General features: G+C 27.1%; 14 protein-coding genes. 6 read left to right on the plus strand and 8 right to left on the minus strand.

Annotation, left to right across the window (positions count from 1 at the left end; translation table 11 throughout):
- Nucleotides 1–12: 12 nt before the first annotated feature.
- Nucleotides 13–1,056 carry a polyprenyl synthetase family protein gene (locus QIA31_RS02085; RefSeq protein WP_301394053.1) on the plus strand — a complete coding sequence of 348 codons (1,044 nt, stop codon included), beginning with the start codon at nt 13–15 and terminating at the stop codon, nt 1,054–1,056.
- On the plus strand, nt 1,056–1,739 hold the full coding sequence (locus QIA31_RS02090) for a tetratricopeptide repeat protein (protein ID WP_301394054.1): 684 nt from the start codon (nt 1,056–1,058) through the stop codon (nt 1,737–1,739). The genes QIA31_RS02085 and QIA31_RS02090 overlap by 1 nt, the downstream gene beginning before the upstream one ends.
- 1 nt (nt 1,740) lies before the next feature.
- On the opposite strand, the gene QIA31_RS02095 is transcribed toward QIA31_RS02090, so the two are convergent.
- From QIA31_RS02095 to QIA31_RS02115, 5 genes are all read right to left on the minus strand, one after another.
- Complete coding sequence (locus QIA31_RS02095; RefSeq protein ID WP_301394055.1) at nt 1,741–2,547, minus strand: ABC transporter permease; 807 nt, start codon at nt 2,545–2,547, stop codon at nt 1,741–1,743.
- On the minus strand, nt 2,548–3,480 hold the full coding sequence (locus tag QIA31_RS02100; RefSeq protein WP_301394056.1) for an ABC transporter permease: 933 nt from the start codon (nt 3,478–3,480) through the stop codon (nt 2,548–2,550).
- A complete protein-coding gene (locus tag QIA31_RS02105; RefSeq protein ID WP_301394057.1) occupies nt 3,477–4,937 on the minus strand; it encodes an ATP-binding cassette domain-containing protein in 1,461 nt (486 codons plus the stop codon). Before QIA31_RS02105 ends, QIA31_RS02100 begins: the two co-directional genes overlap by 4 nt.
- Nucleotides 4,937–5,986, minus strand: a complete 1,050-nt coding sequence (locus QIA31_RS02110; RefSeq protein ID WP_301394058.1) for a BMP family ABC transporter substrate-binding protein — start codon at nt 5,984–5,986, stop codon at nt 4,937–4,939. The genes QIA31_RS02105 and QIA31_RS02110 overlap by 1 nt, the downstream gene beginning before the upstream one ends.
- Before the next feature lie 299 nt (nt 5,987–6,285).
- A complete protein-coding gene (locus tag QIA31_RS02115) occupies nt 6,286–7,329 on the minus strand; it encodes a hypothetical protein (RefSeq protein WP_301394059.1) in 1,044 nt (347 codons plus the stop codon).
- 288 nt (nt 7,330–7,617) lie between these two features.
- Between QIA31_RS02115 and QIA31_RS02120 the strand changes: the two genes are divergently transcribed.
- Together QIA31_RS02120 and QIA31_RS02125 are read left to right on the plus strand one after the other, a co-directional pair.
- Complete coding sequence (locus QIA31_RS02120) at nt 7,618–8,754, plus strand: LysM peptidoglycan-binding domain-containing protein (protein ID WP_301394060.1); 1,137 nt, start codon at nt 7,618–7,620, stop codon at nt 8,752–8,754.
- A gap of 95 nt (nt 8,755–8,849) precedes the next feature.
- Entirely contained in the window at nt 8,850–9,203 is a 354-nt protein-coding gene (locus QIA31_RS02125) for an outer membrane protein assembly factor BamD (RefSeq protein WP_301394061.1), read from the plus strand.
- Between the two features lie 13 nt (nt 9,204–9,216).
- Here QIA31_RS02125 and QIA31_RS02130 read toward each other — a convergent pair whose 3' ends face one another.
- From QIA31_RS02130 to QIA31_RS02140, 3 genes are read right to left on the minus strand one after another with little or no spacing between them, the layout of a single operon-like run.
- Nucleotides 9,217–10,326: a vWA domain-containing protein gene (locus tag QIA31_RS02130; protein ID WP_301394062.1), complete on the minus strand. Its 1,110-nt coding sequence runs from the start codon at nt 10,324–10,326 to the stop codon at nt 9,217–9,219.
- Nucleotides 10,327–10,376: 50 nt separating this feature from the next.
- Nucleotides 10,377–13,181: a periplasmic flagellar collar protein FlcA gene (gene flcA, locus QIA31_RS02135; RefSeq protein WP_301394063.1), complete on the minus strand. Its 2,805-nt coding sequence runs from the start codon at nt 13,179–13,181 to the stop codon at nt 10,377–10,379.
- Between the two features lie 22 nt (nt 13,182–13,203).
- Nucleotides 13,204–14,097, minus strand: coding sequence for a 1-acyl-sn-glycerol-3-phosphate acyltransferase (locus QIA31_RS02140; protein WP_301394064.1), 894 nt, complete (start codon nt 14,095–14,097; stop codon nt 13,204–13,206).
- A 419-nt stretch (nt 14,098–14,516) separates the two neighbouring features.
- Here QIA31_RS02140 and QIA31_RS02145 point away from each other — a divergent pair, with 419 nt between their 5' ends.
- Both QIA31_RS02145 and QIA31_RS02150 read left to right on the plus strand, forming a co-directional pair.
- Nucleotides 14,517–16,088 carry a peptide ABC transporter substrate-binding protein gene (locus QIA31_RS02145; protein WP_301394065.1) on the plus strand — a complete coding sequence of 524 codons (1,572 nt, stop codon included), beginning with the start codon at nt 14,517–14,519 and terminating at the stop codon, nt 16,086–16,088.
- Nucleotides 16,089–16,185: 97 nt separating this feature from the next.
- The gene (locus QIA31_RS02150; RefSeq protein WP_301394066.1) at nt 16,186–17,772 is read left to right on the plus strand and encodes a peptide ABC transporter substrate-binding protein; all 1,587 of its coding nucleotides are present in this window, start codon (nt 16,186–16,188) and stop codon (nt 17,770–17,772) included.
- Nucleotides 17,773–17,907: the final 135 nt, after the last annotated feature.

Raw genomic sequence — 17,907 nt, forward strand, 5'->3', positions numbered from 1 at the left:
ATAATTCTTATTATGCAAAATAAACTATTTTTAAATAATATTGAAAAAAATATTGATAATATCTTTTCAACAACTAATTTTCTAAATTTATTCAAAGATAAAGATTTAAAATTTACTTTTAAAATAAAAAAGAAAACCCTTGATTATATTAAAGCGCCAGCAATTGAAATTATTAATAGAGGTGGAAAACGAATAAGACCAATGATAATGATTCTTTTGGCATACGCATTGGGTTTAAAAGAAAAAAATGCCAAATTGATATATAAATTAAGTTTACTGCTTGAACTTCCTCATTCTGGAAGTTTGATTATTGATGACATTGAAGACAATTCAATAAAAAGACGAGGCAAGCCAGCAATACATTTAATTTATGGAATAGATAATAGTATAAATGCTGGTAATTTAATTTATTTTTTACCTGTAAAATTAATAGAAAGATCAAATTTAAAAGAACATCAAAAATTACGAATTTATGAAAATTTCTTCACAACTCTTTCAAATCTCCATTTAGGACAAGGAATTGACATTAAATTTCACAATGAATCATACATTCCAAGCATTAAAGAATACATTTCTTTAGTAGAATTAAAAACAGCTTCGCTTTTCGGAATGGCTAGCTTTATAGCTGCAATACTCACAAATAATGAGGACAAAGCTAAAAACATTTACAGTACATTCTTAAAACTTGGTGTTTATTTCCAAATAATAGACGATATTAAAAATATCAAAAATAAAATTAATGGTAAAGAATTCGGAGACGATTTACTTGAAGGAAAAAAAAGCTTGCCAATAATTTATTTTTTACAAGAAAAAAAACTTGAACCAAAAATTATTTCAAAATTTAATAAAATAAAACACGCCAAACTTACTACAGCAAAAAAAGAAATATTTAAACTAAAAGAGATGATAAATTCATCAAAATCAATAAAAAACTCAACTATTATTGCCTTAAAATATTTAAACGAATTTAAAACTGAACTTGATTTATACCCATTAACAAATAAATATAAAAATCTACTAATAGATATTGTTGATCAAATAAAAGAAGGAATATAATGAGAAAAACAATACTAATGGCGCTTTTTTGTGGATTGATCACAAATATTTGCGCTGCAATAACATCAAAACTAAAACTCGATGAGCAAGCAAACAAGCATACAATAGAAAAACTTTATCAAAAATCAATGCTACTAAAAAACTCAAAAAAATATAACAAAGCTATAGCAAATTTAAAAAAAATAGTTAACATGGATCAAAATCAAGTTGATGCTCATCTTTTGCTCTCAGAATTAGAATATTTAAATAAAAACTGGAAGAAAGCGATTATTAAATCTCAAGACTACTTAAAAATAATAGACTTTAAAGATAAAAAAAACTTTTTAGATATCTCTTGGGCATACTTTTTAATAGGAGAAATTGAAAATTCAATAGACTACATAATTAAATTTTTCCAAAGCGGTAAAGAATTGTTCAAAGAAAATATATTTATAGCAATTGATGCTCTTTTTAAAAAAAGTATTTATCATTTTATAAACAATGAAAATGCAACATTTAATACAATATTAACCTCAACTTTTCAATTAGCACTCAATGACGACACCTTATTTATAATTTTTTTAAATAATTTAGAAATAATAAAACAAATACCCTTCTATTATTTTAATAGGAAAAAAATAAAAGAGTTATATCTACAAATTAGTACCCTAAAAACAATTCAAAACACAATGTGCAAAGCTTAAACTAAAATTTATCTTTTTTCTTAATAAACGAAACCAATATATTTATTATTATTGCCATATAAAATGAAAAAGAAAGAGAAAAGTAAGAATTTATATACTCTTGAGTATGAAAAAATTGATATTCAAAAAAAACTATCAAAAAAGAAATCGGAAAAATTAATAAAGGATTTGAAAATGCAATATAAAGAATGCAAATAGCAAGCCAACCATTATTTAATCCCAAATTATAAGAATAAGCATTAAGATTTACCGCAACAAATGAACCAGCAAGACTTGCTGTGAAAATTGATACAAAAATTGCAAAAGATTTAAAACGAGTGCTTATTTTTTCACCCAAAATGTCTTCATAATTCTCTGAAGAAATAAATTCAAAAACCGCCCTAATTCTTGAATAACTTATAATATAAACAGTAATAAATAAAAAAATGAAAAAAATAGCAATAAAAACAATAATCTCAAAATTTCCAGATAAATTTAAGGTAAAACCAGGAATGAAATTAAAATTACTCTTCATTAAATAATCAACAAAAAAATAACAAAAAATATTAATGCCTATTCCTGCTATAAAAATATCATAATTTTTCTTTACTATAAAAGATAAAAAAAATCCAAACAAAAAACTGATAAAAAGAGTAAAAATGGTAGACATAAAAATTCCATATCCAAAATAAATAAAAAAAGATGTTAAAAATATTGAAAGATACGAAATACCCTCAATAGATACATTTAAAAGCCCTATTCTTTCTGTATAAAGAACTCCAAGCGCTAAATACGAAAATACAATAGCCTGCTCAAAAATACCAAACATCTACTTTTTCCTAGCTTTAATTAAAAATAAAGAGAGAAAAATGGCAATTGACTGACAAAGACCAATAAATTCATACTTAAAGTCATAGTTTATATTAAGGAAATTATTAAATTCAATTAATATTGAAAACAATAGGCTAAAAAATAATACATAAACATAATTAAATCCTGAAATTACAGCAACAATTAAACTACTCCAACCAAGCCCCGAGGTCAATCCTAAAACCAAATATGGTTTAAAAAATAATACAAACATAGAACCTGCAAGACCATTTAAAAAAGCACTGCCAAATACAGCAAAAAGCTTATATTTAAATTCATTTATATTGAAAAAAATATCTATCTTTTTTTTATTGCTTAATATTTCAAGCTGAAGCCCATAAATAGTTTTTTTATGCATAAAAACATAAAAAAGCCAAATTAACATACCAAACAAAAATAAGTAAATAAGCGATGAATCTAAAGAAAATAAACCATTAATTCTTTTTGTCTGATTAGAAAAACTACCTGTTTTTAACATATTTAAAATAAATCCATCTACCAACCTTTGATTTCCATAAGATATTAAAAGCCCTGTTAAAGCTCTATTTAATCCAAAGAAAAACGTAATAAAAAAAGGAATAAGTCCCAAAAGCCCTACAAAAAAAGAACTCAAAAATATCAAATATATAAAATTAAAATAAGTTAATCCAAAAAAACTTGAAAATATATAAACGAAAAATGCTCCAAAATAAACCTGACCTTCATTCCCAAGATTTAATGAATTACTCTTGGCGCAGGTAACAATGCCAGTAGCCATGATTAAGAATAAAACAAAGCGCCAAGATATCATCTTAATATAAGAAAATTGAAAAAAATCACCAAAAAAATAGCTGATACTTAATATCAAAAAAGAAAAAATTAATGCCATTAAGCTATTTTTAAACATGGTCATAAAAATAGCAATTCCTTTAATTTTTTTTTACTAATCTTTTCTCTAGATACGTTTAACAAAACTTCTCCCATTTTCATTGCCAAAATGTTATCAGAGAGTAAAAATAATTCATCTAAATTGGAGGTAATCAAAAGAACTGGCTTTTCTTTTGAATAATTACGAATAGCAATAGACATTTCATTGTAAACTTTGTGATCTAAATTACTCAAAGGAGAAAAACAAATTAAAAAACTTTTTGCAATATACATCTCTCTGTAAAGAGCGAACTTCTTCAAAGTTCCTCCAGAAAATGCCAAAGATTTAGAATAAAGAATTCTATATATCTTCTCTTCACTATAAAATTCCATTTTTTTTTTAAAAAAATCTTTAATCTTACTAATATAAGATTGCTTAATAAAAATTTTATTTTCAAAATTCATAAATTTAGCTAAAAAATTATCTAATATACTGCTATTATCGGGGAATAAATTACCAATGCCTAGGGGTAAAAATCCCGCTTTGCACTCAAAAATATTTACTCGCTCATATCTTATGCCATCAATTTTTATACACCCGACAAAAATAAGCTCTCCTAAGAATAATTTTTCCCAAGTTTTAATTGTAGCTTCTTCGCCAATTATTCCTAAAACACCCCTTTTATTTAAAGAAAAACTAACATCGTACTTCCAAAAATCTTCAAAAAACAAATTAACTTTAATAGAATCTTTTTCAAATTTATTAAAATTAATATTTGCAAAAAATGTTTTATCGCTAGAAGAATCAAGTTTACTCAAAATTGATTCTTTGTTTATTGTTCTGAAACACTTACCATCTTTTAAAATAATAAACTCATCACTAAATTTTACAGCATCTGCTATCTCACTGTGAGTAATAAAAAGAGAAGCGATTCCTGATTTCTTAAGCAATACAAGCAATTTTATAAAAGCTTGCGCTTCTTTTTGAGAAAAATAAGCAGCACTCTCATCAAAAATAATTATTTTTGCATTCTCTTTAAGAGAGGCAATAATAAGTAAAAAATAAATCTCTTTAATATTCAAATCTTTAATTTTCTTATCTAGATCAAAAGAAATATTATAAAATTGCATAAGCCATTTATAATATTTATAAGTCTTAGACTTATTCATTGGCATAAAAAATGCATAACCAAACCAATAGATACTCAAGTATTCCCATACTCTTAAGTTCATTTTCAAATTAGGAACTTGAGAAACAAGATAAATACCATTATTTTTAGCTTTATCTACATTCCAATTTTTCTGCTTAATGCCATTTACCAATATCTCACCACTATCAAATTCAACAAGCCCGGCAATAATTTTAGCTAGAGTACTTTTCCCTTCTCCATTTTTACCAACTACTGTAAAAATTTTAACTTCTCCAATTTTTAAATTAATACTGTTTAAAATAGGTTTATCAATGTCTGGAAAATACTTAACTATATTTTTAAACTCTACCATTAATTTTGTTCCAAATTAATTTTTATACCATTTGCACTAACCTCTTCTATTTTCTTTAAAAGATCTTCTTTTAACTTTTGACTGGTTTGTTCTAAGTAAAAAACATTTAAAAAATTAAACAAAACTCCTTTGTGCTTTATGCCAAAAATATCAGATTTTCCATAGTTAATCTCTGACTTAAGAGCCTTATCTAAAATATATGAAACATAATATTTTTGATTTGTAATTCCTGAACCAATAATATTTTCTTTATTATCCAAATAATCTTCACTATCGAAAAGAACAGCAGAAATATTATTCTCTCTAACAGAGGAAAGTACTCCTTCAACAGCAGGCCCTACAATAGGAAGTATTACCAAGGTCCCCGAATCCTTAATTAAAGAGTCTGACAACAATTTAGCTAAATTGCTATCATGCCAATTGCCCAAAGTTCGATAATAAACTTCAGAATGTGTGCCCACGTCAAAAATGCCTTTTTTGAAATAAGAATAAATATAATCCCTCATAACAGGATAGTCTTGACCTGCAATAAGAGCAACATTACCAAGGCCAGATTTATATTCCTTTAAAAAAAGGCCTACATAATACCCTAAAACATATGCCTCTTCTGCAACATTATAAGACACTGAATAAACTTGATTATTAGTGTTTTTAACTAAAGAATCAAAAATGAGAAACTTAGCGTAAGGATAATTGCTCGAAACACTATCAACAATATCTTGCATAGCATTATTGGTAGTTATTAAAAAATCATATTTTTTTGAAGTTAATAATTTTTCAAGCATTTCTATCCACTCGCTTTGATTAAATCCGGCTTCCAAAACTTTAATTTCAAGATTTTCATGCTTTTTTTTAAATTCAAACAAAGAATCATACATTTCTTTATAAGATGGAGACCCTGAGATAACTCCTGGAACAAATAAAGCAATATTCGTTTTATTAGAAATATCAACCTTTCGCTTCTTTAAAAAAATCAAATAAACAAATAAATATAAATGGAATATAGTAAATAAAATCCAAAACCCTTTAAAAAACACATTTTTATTCATAACCAATAAAACATCCTTTTGCTATATTATTAAATTCACCTTAATGCCACGAAAGTCAAATAAAAAAATCGATAATAACCTATAAAAATAAAACTGCTAAAACCAATTAAAAAATTATCTAAACATTCTAAGAACACATTTTTCCCCCTTATTATAAGATTTTGGTATAAGACTTTGGCAAAAAAATTCAGAATCCAAATTTAACAAAATATTAAACAAATTCTGAATGTGAATTTTCAAGGAATATATCATTTTATCTAACAAATAACTTTAACATAAAAAGCTAAATATATGAAAAATCAAAACTCTCTAGGACGCAACAAATACAATTCATTAACATTTAAATTGCTAGTAATATCATCATTTGAGCGTCTTAAATACATCTTTAGAGAATGTATTGTTTTAAAAAACTTATTTTTTAAAACATCTTTATTAGCTTTGTAATCTTTTAAAAATTTTTCAATAGGGCTTTTAACAGTCATTGACTTGTCGAAAAAAGTAGGAAAATATTTAAAAACATCATCCACAAAATAAAACCTATTGGCCAAATCAACAAAATTATTGAAAAGTATACCAATTCTACCCTTTAGATAATTAATATTTTTAATCATATCAACCCTGTTCCCAAGTTTATAATTTTTATCTTCCAAGCTCCATTTTGAATATATAGAGTTAAATTTAAAATCTTTCATTAAATAATTATACATAAAGTTAAATCTAAAATTATCTTCAATATATTTTAAAATAAAAAAATATAAAAAACCTTTATTTAAGGACATGAAATTATCTTTAGCCATCCTTATAAAATTTTGATTAATGCCCTTTAGAGTGCCTTCATTAACTTTATGTAAAAAAGAATTTCCATTAAAAAGCAAAAGACTAGTATTGGGAAAAATTAAATATTCAGTTTTATTAATGTATCTTACACTACCTTTGTAAACATTAATAAAATAATTATTAAAATAATCACTATTGGCATAAAATTTTGCAATATTTTCAGCTTTAAATAAGTTATTATCTACTATAACAGAGAATGAAGATCCTTTAACAATCTTATGAATTACCGCATCAACACTTCCTTTAAATAAATATATTTTTGCATCTTGAGAATCTTTAAAAGAAGAATAAAACACAAAACTATTTGTATTGGAATAAAAAATTAAATCTGCAGAAATACCATTTATGTCGTATAAATTTATTTTGAGCTTTGAATTTTCTCCAACCTCTATAAAATCGTACTCAAAAATTTCGTCATCTAAATCCAACTTAACAGGAAATGTATTTCTAAAAACACCAACTTTACCTTCTATTTCTTTTACAACTGCCACTTGAGAAAATAACATATTACTTGAAAGTAACAATAATATTAAAAGGACAAAATGATATATTCTAAAAATATAGCTCTCCTAATATCCTAATATTTAAAAAACTTATAAACTTAATTATACCTTGTTTTACATAAAATTATTACACTTGAACAATGATGAAAAAGAACTATAATTTAACTTAAGAATTAAAAATATTAAGTTTTTACTGACATGCTATAATAATAAAATAGTAAAAAAGAATGCTAATATTTATAAGTTCTTACTAAGAGATAATAGAAGCTAAGTTATTAGAAGGGTGTATTTATGAATATAAAGAATAAATTAATATTGATGCTGTGCATTGTAGCAGTAATCTCTTTTATCGCATGCAAAACGCCTCCAGAAGCAAGAGAGAATAAAAATGCTAAAATTGCACAGACAGATAATAAAAATTTTCAATTAAGAGATATAAAAGACATTAAAAATGAACTAATAAAAGAAAGAGGTCATCTTTTTTATTCTAAAGAGTTTAATGACGCTGAAAAATTAGAAGAAGCAATGAGACAAAATTTTTCTAAAAAAAAATTAAAAGAAGGAAATGAACTTGCGCTAAAGGTACTTGAAAGGTACAAAACAATAATAAAAGAAACAAAAGAAAAAAAAGAAAAAACAAATTACCTTAAAGAAAATATCGAAAAGTATCTAAACGATGCAGAAGCGAATGAGGCATACGTATGGATTCCGCTGGAAATAGACGAAGTAAACAACTTGTATTTTGAAGCAACAAGGAAATATAAAAATTATGATCTTGACGATGCCCTTGATATGTATAGCAAAGCATTCAACAGAGCACAGCAGGCAGCAAAAAATGCTAAAGAAGCTAAAGCTTTAAAAGAAACTGATGAGAGAATGTATAAACAATTAAAAGCACTCGAAGCAGCTTCTAACTTGCCAATTTATAGCAATAATAAGCTTATCAAGCCATCACCATGGAATGGCAGAGCATTTATTAAAGAAAGAAACAGCCACTTAAACTTTTTAAATATTAATGAAAACACCTATCTTCTTGGAAAAACAAAAACTCCAATTCCAATAGTACTAGCATATGAAGAAAAGGTAGAAATAGCAAAAAACTATAAATCTCAAGAACAATTTAAAACACTAGAACTTATTGAGAGATCTAGAAAGTTATGGGAAAAAGGAGTTGAGGCTAAACATGTCAAAAACTTTAGACTTGCCAATGAATTATTTTTAGAATCTGCAAGATACCTAGAAGCCTATCAAAGCAATGCAAGTAATGAGCTTTATGTAATAAAAATAGGCAATACATTGTGGGGCATTTCTAAAAAATTATACAGCGATCCTTACTTATGGCCAAAAATTTGGTTTGCTAACAGACAAAAAATACAAAATCCAGACCTGATTCGTTCTAACTGGAAAATAATAATTCCTGCCAAATAAGCAAAAACAATCACATAGCAAGGCTTTAAAGCCTTGCTTTCTTATTTTATATCTAATAAAATTAGATAGTAAAAATATTCTAAAAGAGATAGAAAATGAAGAAACTAGCATTATTAAACTTAATACTTATTTCATGCTACACAATTAACTTAGAAAAGTTAACAAAAGAAACTCCTTATGAGGTTTATCTCAGAGAAGCTCAAAAGGCTATCAATGTTAATGATTACAACTCTGCGTTAAAAGCATATGAAAAAATGATTCAAAATTTCGCTCACAATCCAAATATAGTTGCTACTGGTAGATATGAAATTGCATTTATATACTACACAATAAATAAGACAGAAAAAGCAAAAAAAATATTTGAAGAACTAATAGATAATAAGGCAGAAATGCCCAAATGGATCAAGCCTTTGGCTAAAAAAATATTAAACAAAATAGAAAAAAATTAAAAAATAAAAATTTTTACTGGAATATTATTCCATAAATTGTAATATCTTTTTCCTTTGCAGAATTGATAACATCTTTATAAACAATAGGCCCTCTTGGATACTCATGAGGAGGCGCGTCCCCTATAACAATAACAAATCTTCTTTCTGCTCTCCAATCAAACTGAGCTACAGCAGCATCAATTCCCTCAAATACAGCTTCTGGATAATCCCCACCACCACCAACATTAACATGTTTAAGAATATTATTTAAATAAGGAATAGTATTAAAATCAAAAGCTTTGGTTAAAAAATCTTCAAGATAGTCTTTATAAAAAACAAGTCCTATTCTATAGGATTTAAACTTTTGCAGTTGTGGCTCTATTATTGAAAATAAATGCTCTTTTAGAATCTCGATATTACCTTTCATGCTATCAGTAACATCAATAACAAGCACTAAATCTAAATCATAGATTGAATCTTCTGAGTCTTTTAAAATTTTTTTTATCTTATCAACAATATCAATACCATTATTAGCAATAACAACCTCATCCGAAAACTTTGTAAAAGTATCCCTTAATTCATTAAATTCAATTTTTCCTTGATTTTGAGTATCTTTGAAAAACAATTCATAAGCATTGTCTTGATATCTACCTAAATAATCATTATATTTTTTCTCAAAAGATCTTATAGAAAACCAAAAGGGCTCTTTTTTGTTTTTCAATATTTCCAAATCAATCTCACCGCTTCTTGTTGAAAAATTTGGAAATCCATATTTTAACTTTTTTGGAATCAATATATGAAAAGCTTCTCCGAACTTCTTATTAGGAACAGGTGTGGAAGACGTCAATGACAAAAGTTCTTTATTCTTAATAACCCTTCCATTTAAAATTCGAATTTCATCTCCATTAACCTTATTGTAACTTAATGTACGAAATGAATAAGTAGCTACATCTTTTTTCTTGTCAGGAATTTCAAAAGACTCTGTCAATATTACTGATTTGATTAAAGGTTTTTTCCTAATAAAAAGATGAAATCCCTCTTCATGAGCCTCAACATAAACATCATCAATGCTAATTTTCAAAGAATTATCTTCAAATCCAAACAAACAAAAGCTAATAAAAAGAAATAAATAAATTTTCTTCATAAGAAAACCGCCTTCATAAATCACTAAAAACGAAACAATAAGACCTATAATTAAAGTTTTTCGGATAAATTTTCATAAAACAAAACATTCGATTTAGAAAAACTATTCTTAAAAATATTCCTAAGATTCAAACTAGCAAGATCTTTTTTAACACTTTTTACCATATCTTCATCCCTATTTAATATATCAAAAATCTTAGCTGATTCGCTTAAATTACTAACCCCAGAATTAAAAAGTTTAGTATCTCTTATGGATGAAAAAGAAGCCATCACTTCTACAACTCCAAGATTATTATAAGTCTCAATTTCTTTTAGCAAAAGAATTCTATGATAATCATTTTCTTTAGGATTAAAATTCAAAACATTGGCCTTCTCTAGCTCTAAATTCCGCATAACCCTTAAATAATAACTCCTGGAAGCTAAAAAATCACCTATCTTATAAAGAGTTAAAGCAATAGAATTCAAAACTTCGTTACTACTTGAAAACCCCGCCATACTCTCTACTTTAAATAAATATTTTAATGCATCATCATAATTATTTTCTTTGTAACTAAGTAACCCAACTTTATAGTAAACGTCTGGACAATCAACCCCCTCATTTATTGCCAATTTGTAAGAAGATATCGCAGACTTAAAGTCGTTTAAAGATCTAAGAATATCGCCCTGTTTTTCATAAATTGAAGAAATCTCCTTAGATCCTTTTATAAGATTATGTTTTTTATAAAAAGAATAATCATTTAAGGCTAAACCAATAATATTGCTAGCTCTAAGAGAGTCTCTAGATTTTTCATAAATGCCTGCTAAAATTTTGTAAGCTAATATCTTATCCCCAGCATCTTCAATTGAATTTTTCCGCCTAAAACTATTTAATGCTTTAAGCAAATATATTTCGGCTTTCTTAAAATCTCCTATGTAATACGAATATCTTCCACTTTCAAAAAGTGCCTTATCGTAATTGGGATTTTTATTCAATATTTTTTTGAGAATGTATTCAATCTCAGAATTCATATTAACATTCGTGTCAAGCTTAAAAATAGTTCTGCCATCATTTCTTTTTAAATCAGAGAATTCCTTATTCAATAAATTTGTTTGCCCATTAAGGTAATTTAGGTTTATAGCAAGATTATTTGCCCTCTGATTATAAGCCACAAAAGAAATATACTTGTCTATCAGCCTTTTAGCATATTTTGTGTAAACAACTTCATCAACATCTAGAATTTCGTTTGACTTGATAAAATTATTAACGTTATTAGACTCAGTATCTAAATCGGCCTCAATATAAGCATTGAAAAGTTTAAATAAAATATTCTTTTTCTGACCATACTTAGAAAGAACAACCGTATAGCTATTAATACTATCTTTATAGTAGTTAGAATTTGTCTTAGCCCATTTAAAATAATTATCTCCCTTTAATACCAAGGCATCATAATCGTAAAGATTGTATGATATAACCTCATCAAGTATTGAATTGGCCTGAGAATATTCTCCAAGATCAATCTTCATAGAAGCATACGCAATATATCCTTCCTTATTAAACTTTTTTCGCCTTCTACTCTTAGAATCTTTAGAAAAAGGCTCAATTGTGAACAATTCCTCATACTTCTCTTCAGCACTATCAAAATCTCTGACTTCTTCAAACGCTTTAGCGTAATTTATAAACCATTTATCATCAGGCCTAATATAATAAGCGTCTCTAAAGATAGCTTTTGCAAGCTCTCTTTTATTTGCATATATAGATTCTATACCCTCTTTATACTTGCTCTCAGAAGCAACATAAAAAAATACTACATCTACTATAAAATACAAAGAAACTAAGACTAAAACAACAAAAAGAGAAGCTATTTTTATTAACGGCAGTAAAGCCCTTGAGACTCTGTAGCTCAATTTCTGCTGAAGCTTACTAAATTCTTCCGCCTTAAAATAAATTAAAGGCAATTTAATAGATCGACCAACAATATCCCCTGCAAATTTAGCAATAAATTTTAACCCTTTTTTATTTTTTTCGACAAGATCAATTAATGCTTCAAGTTTATATCTTGAAATATTCTCCTTAGTTAAAGCCTCAGCAATTGCAATTCTTAAATTTCTAGGATAGGAATTCAAATGTTTTAAAAATAATGGATAATTAACCTTAAATTCAAAGCGTTTGGAATTTGCATTTTGCTCATACTCTAAAAACTTAAAATCATCTACAACATTTTCAAAATCATTATAATCAGTACTTAAATTTAAATTGTCTCCGGCGAACATCTCTGATTGTTCATCTTTATGGTTTTTGTCGCTTACAGTATTATCAATATTAACTTCGTTAGATTTATTAGATTCTAAAAAATCATTTTCCACCGAAACAAAAGAATCATTACTAGATTTAAAAAAATTATTATTGCCTTGATTGTTAATCAATTCTTCAGAATTTAATTCTGAAGAATTGATTAACTTATCAAAATCAAGTTTAGAAGCGATTTCTAAATCAATAGAATTATCATCAAGAACTTTGTCAATATTATTTTCAAAAGAATTACTAGAAGAAACATCAAAATCGTTATCCAAAGTTGAAAGCTCTGAATCAATATCAACTCTCAAATCAGAACTGCTTAAAGGCAAATTGTCATTAAGAATGTCAGAGTAAGGCAATCTATCCTCGCTCTCAAGAGCATCAAGCATAAAATTTAAATCAAGCTCATCATCATCTTCCTCTAAAGTAAGATCTTCACTTACCCAAGGAACAATATTCTCTCCAGGATCAGGAGGCTTAACATCCATACTAACACCAAAAGCTTCTTTAGATGATCTTTCATTAGAAAGATCATCTAATATGTCTCTTTTAAACTGTTTTATCTTATCTATATCAGGCATATTTGTTTAAGTTCCTAGCTCATCAAAAACTCTTTTTATAAACTTCGAACCCTTCTGCATGCAGCGCATTAAAGCTATTTTCCAAATCCTCAGCAATTTTTAATCCCAAAGCTTCCTTTGTAACTTCTGTCTGAGAATCTTTTAAAGTATTTAAAAGATTCTCCTTATACTCAACAATGCTTATAACCTTATCAGCATTATATATAAGACGATCTCTTTTAAAAACATCATGAGACATATCTCCATCTTCAGACACTTCTAAAACATTTCCATTGACTCCAATCATCAAATAATAATCAAAAATTTTAAAATAATTACCAATTTCTAAAATTATTTTTTTTGTTTCAGGCCTTCCTTTTCTATATCTAGTAGCCGTAGGAAAAATAAGTATAATGTACCCACTATTTTTCTTTTCATAAATATATTTCATAGAATTGGAATTAAAAACTCGTCTTTGCCTAGCATGCTCTATACCAACCCCAACAAATGCGTGCGGCGGATACACTAATATTGCATTATATCCCAAAGAAATAGTTTTAACAAATAAATTATCTCTGAAAAGCTTAACTCCGGCTATTGGAATAATATGATCTGCAATATCATGATAACCCATTTTATAAAGTAAAAATTGGAAACAAGGAAAATCAAAATTACTATAATGCTCCATTAATATAATTGAAGACTTGCCAGATTTGGCCTTTTGGTAAAGCTCTAAAATATTTTGCATGCCAATAATGGTAGATCCCCCCTCAAGAAGCCTCTCTATCATTCTATCTGCCAATTTTCTACTATTAGAATCTGCATTACGATAAGATTTATCTAAATAATTAACATTTTCAGCAGACTTAAATTGACTTACAAAGTCGCTCTCCATGTCTTTAAAATATTTATCAAAACTTTCATTTTGTACAAACATAAAACTAGCACCTTTTAAAGCATTTTATATTGCCACTTAATTATTAGTTACCTCATTTTATTTATTAAAAATAAACAATTTTACAAAGCTAACAATAAATAACTAAAACTAATATTAAAAAGGCATACATTTTTAAAAACATTTAATACCCATTATACCTTATTTATTACACAAGTTAAAGTAAAAATTTAACTTACAACAATAGACAAAATAGCACTAAAAACTATTTAATTTAATAGACTTTTTTATTGCAAAACTTTTTTTATTGCAAAAATTAAAGTAAAATTTAAATATAAGACGAATAAAAGCACTAGAAACGCTAATATTTAAAAGCAAAACAAAATAAATATTCTTTATTTAAAAAAACTAATAAAAATCAATACAACAAATATGTAAACTATTGAAAAAAGGAGAATCCAATGAAATACATAAAAACAGCTTTAATACTAACTATTTTCTCTTTAATAGCCTGTATTAATAATACCAAAAAAGAAAAAATAGTTTTCAGGGTGTCAAACACAAGCGAACCATCATCACTTGACCCCCAGCTCTCAACAGATCATTACAGTAGCAGCATCATTATAAACCTATTCTTAGGACTAACAGTAAAAGATTCACAAACTGGAAAATATAAACCAGGACTTGCAAAAAGTTGGAATATTTCTGATGACGGAACTATTTATACATTTCGCCTAAGAGAAGATATAGTTTGGAGCGATGGAGTTGCAATTACTGCTGAAGATATAAAAAAATCATATCTAAGAATTTTAAATAAAAAAACAGCTGCATTGTATGCTAATTTAATAAAATCTACAATAAAAAACGCACAAGAATATTTTGATGAGATGATACCTGAATCTGAGCTTGGCATAAAAGCTATTGACAGCAAAACTTTAGAAATAACATTAATATCTCCAAAGCCTTATTTTCCTGATATGCTAACACACCCAGCATACATACCAGTTCCAATGCATATTGTTGAAAAGTATGGGGATAATTGGACAAATCCTGAAAATATAGTTGTTAGCGGCGCATACAAACTCAAAGATAGATTAATTAACGATAAAATCGTAATAGAAAAAAATGAAAAATATTATAATCTAAAAAATGTAGAAATTGATACGGTGATATTCTATCCAATAGAAGGCAACGTGGCTTACAACATGTACATAAACGGTGAAATTGATTTTCTGCAATCAGTAGAACAGAACAATTTAGAGAAAATTAAAACAAGAGATGATTATTATTCAGGATTAAAAAATGCAATGGCATACGTAACATTTAACACAACCTTAAAGCCACTAAACAATTCAAAAGTTCGACAAGCCCTCTCACTTGCTATTGATAGAGAAACTTTATCTAAAGTAGTTTTAAAAGGAAGTTCAGATCCAACAAGAAATTTAACTCCAAAATTTGACGATTATTCTTATGGAAAAAATTTAATATTATTCGATCCTGAGAATGCAAAAAAACTTTTAGCTGAAGCTGGATATCCAGATGGAAAAGGATTTCCTACATTAAAATATAAAATCTCGGGAGGAAACAAAACAACAGCAGAATTCTTCCAAGAACAATTTAAAAAAATACTAAACATCAACTTAGAAATCGAGAATGAAGAATGGACAACATTTTTAGGAAGCAAAAGAACTGGAAATTACCAAATTTCAAGCGTGGGATGGATAGGAGACTATTTTGACCCTTTAACATTCTTAGAAAGTTTATTTACAACAGAAAATCATTTTTTTGGAGCATACAAATATTCTAATAAAGAGTATGATGCTTTAATAGCAAAATCTAATTTAGAATTAGATCCAATAAAAAGACAAGACATCCTAAGAGAAGCTGAGGCAATAATAGTAGAAAAAGATTTTCCCGTGGCGCCCTTATTTATACCCAAATCTCATTACCTTTTCAGAAATGATAAATGGACGGGATGGATGCCAAATATTGCAGAAAGCTATTTATACGAAGATATTAAAACTAAAAAATAATAAAATAAGTAATTTAAAAATTAAGATTTAAAATTAATATCTATAGAAGAGCAATTATAAAATCAAAGTTAGCTTTAAAACGGAGGTATAAAAAATTATGAAATTACAAAAGTCATTATTTTTAATAATATTTTTTCTAACTTTTCTTTGCTGTACCACTAACGAGGTAAAAAAAGAAATAGTATCATTTAAAATAAGCTTAGGATCAGAACCAAGCAGCCTTGATCCTCAATTAGCAGAAGATAATGTAGGGTCAAAAATGATAGACACAATGTTTAGAGGTCTTATTACAGGCGATCCTAACACAGGGGGGAACAAACCAGGACTTGCAAAAAGTTGGGATATTTCTCCTGATGGAACAGTTTACACATTTACTCTAAAAGAAAGCATAACCTGGAGTGATGGGGTTGCAATCACTGCGGAGGGAATCAGAAAATCTTATCTTAGAATTTTAAATAAAGAAACTGGCTCAAAGTATGTTGAAATGGTTAAATCAGTGATTAAGAATGGTCAAAAATATTTTGATGGACAAGTGTCTGACTCCGAACTTGGAATTAAGACGATTGACGAAAAAACATTAGAAATAACACTAGAATCTCCAAAACCCTATTTTATTGATATGTTAGTACACCAATCATTTGTTCCAGTACCAATTCATATTACTGAAAAGTACGGACAAAGCTGGACAAGTCCTGAGAACATAGTTACTAGCGGTCCTTTTAAATTAAAAGAAAGAATTCCTAACGAAAAATATGTGGTCGAAAAAAATGATAAATACTACAACTCAAACCAAGTAGAAGTACAAGAGATTATATTTTATACAACAAATGACAACTCAACAGCATATAAAATGTATGAAAATGAAGAATTAGATGCAATCTTTACAGCTATACCACCCGATTTAATTAAAGATCTAAAATTAAGAAACGATTATTACTCATCAGCTATTAATGCCGTATACTTTTACGCATTCAACACACACATTAAACCGCTTGACAATGTTAAAATTAGAAAAGCCTTAACTCTTGCTATTGACAGAGAAACGCTTACGTATAAAGTTCTTGATAACGGAACTACTCCTACAAGAAGAGCAACTCCTAACTTTAGCTCATATTCTTATGCTAAAAATTTAGAATTATTTAATCCTGAAATTGCAAAAACCCTTCTAGCTGAAGCTGGATACCCTAATGGCAATGGATTTCCTATTTTAAAATTAAAATACAATACAAATGAATCAAATAAAAAAATTTGTGAATTTATTCAAAACCAATGGAAAAAAAATTTAAATATTGATGTAGAACTTGAAAACGAAGAGTGGACAACCTACTTAAACGCTAGAGCAAATGGAAATTACGAAATAGCAAGAGCAGGATGGATAGGCGATTATGCTGATCCTTCAACATTTTTAAATATATTTACACAAGGATACACACAATTTTCATCTTACAATTACTCAAATCCAGAATACAACGAACTTATTAAGAAATCCGATCTTGAACTTGATCCAATAAAAAGACAAGATATTCTAAGACAAGCGGAAGAGATAATTATTGAAAAAGATTTTCCAATAGCTCCAATATACATATATGGAAATAGTTACCTTTTCAGAAATGACAAGTGGACGGGCTGGAATACTAATATTTCAGAAAGATTTGATTTATCTCTACTAAAATTAATTAATTAATTATTTTTTTAATTAATTAATTAATTAATTAAAAATCGTCTATTAATTTATTTTTTATAGACGATTTTTATTGACTTTCTTCTAAAAAGAAGATAGCTTAAAGCTTATAAAACAATTTTATTTGGGAAAAGGTTA

This window comes from [Borrelia] turdi, from assembly GCF_030439285.2.
Classification (GTDB): domain Bacteria; phylum Spirochaetota; class Spirochaetia; order Borreliales; family Borreliaceae; genus Borreliella; species Borreliella turdi.

Bases quoted from the DNA above. Each gene is read 5' to 3' on its own strand.
- QIA31_RS02145 (WP_301394065.1), top strand. From the start codon at position 14,517: ATGAAATACATAAAAACAGCTTTAATACTAACTATTTTCTCTTTAATA.
- QIA31_RS02120 (WP_301394060.1), top strand. From the start codon at position 7,618: ATGAATATAAAGAATAAATTAATATTGATGCTGTGCATTGTAGCAGTA.
- QIA31_RS02100 (WP_301394056.1), bottom strand. From the start codon at position 3,480: ATGACCATGTTTAAAAATAGCTTAATGGCATTAATTTTTTCTTTTTTG.
- QIA31_RS02085 (WP_301394053.1), top strand. From the start codon at position 13: ATGCAAAATAAACTATTTTTAAATAATATTGAAAAAAATATTGATAAT.
- QIA31_RS02125 (WP_301394061.1), top strand. From the start codon at position 8,850: ATGAAGAAACTAGCATTATTAAACTTAATACTTATTTCATGCTACACA.
- QIA31_RS02110 (WP_301394058.1), bottom strand. From the start codon at position 5,986: ATGAATAAAAATGTGTTTTTTAAAGGGTTTTGGATTTTATTTACTATA.
- QIA31_RS02130 (WP_301394062.1), bottom strand. From the start codon at position 10,326: ATGAAGAAAATTTATTTATTTCTTTTTATTAGCTTTTGTTTGTTTGGA.
- QIA31_RS02115 (WP_301394059.1), bottom strand. From the start codon at position 7,329: ATGTTATTTTCTCAAGTGGCAGTTGTAAAAGAAATAGAAGGTAAAGTT.
- QIA31_RS02140 (WP_301394064.1), bottom strand. From the start codon at position 14,097: ATGTTTGTACAAAATGAAAGTTTTGATAAATATTTTAAAGACATGGAG.
- QIA31_RS02105 (WP_301394057.1), bottom strand. From the start codon at position 4,937: ATGGTAGAGTTTAAAAATATAGTTAAGTATTTTCCAGACATTGATAAA.
- QIA31_RS02150 (WP_301394066.1), top strand. From the start codon at position 16,186: ATGAAATTACAAAAGTCATTATTTTTAATAATATTTTTTCTAACTTTT.
- QIA31_RS02095 (WP_301394055.1), bottom strand. From the start codon at position 2,547: ATGTTTGGTATTTTTGAGCAGGCTATTGTATTTTCGTATTTAGCGCTT.
- QIA31_RS02090 (WP_301394054.1), top strand. From the start codon at position 1,056: ATGAGAAAAACAATACTAATGGCGCTTTTTTGTGGATTGATCACAAAT.
- flcA (WP_301394063.1), bottom strand. From the start codon at position 13,181: ATGCCTGATATAGATAAGATAAAACAGTTTAAAAGAGACATATTAGAT.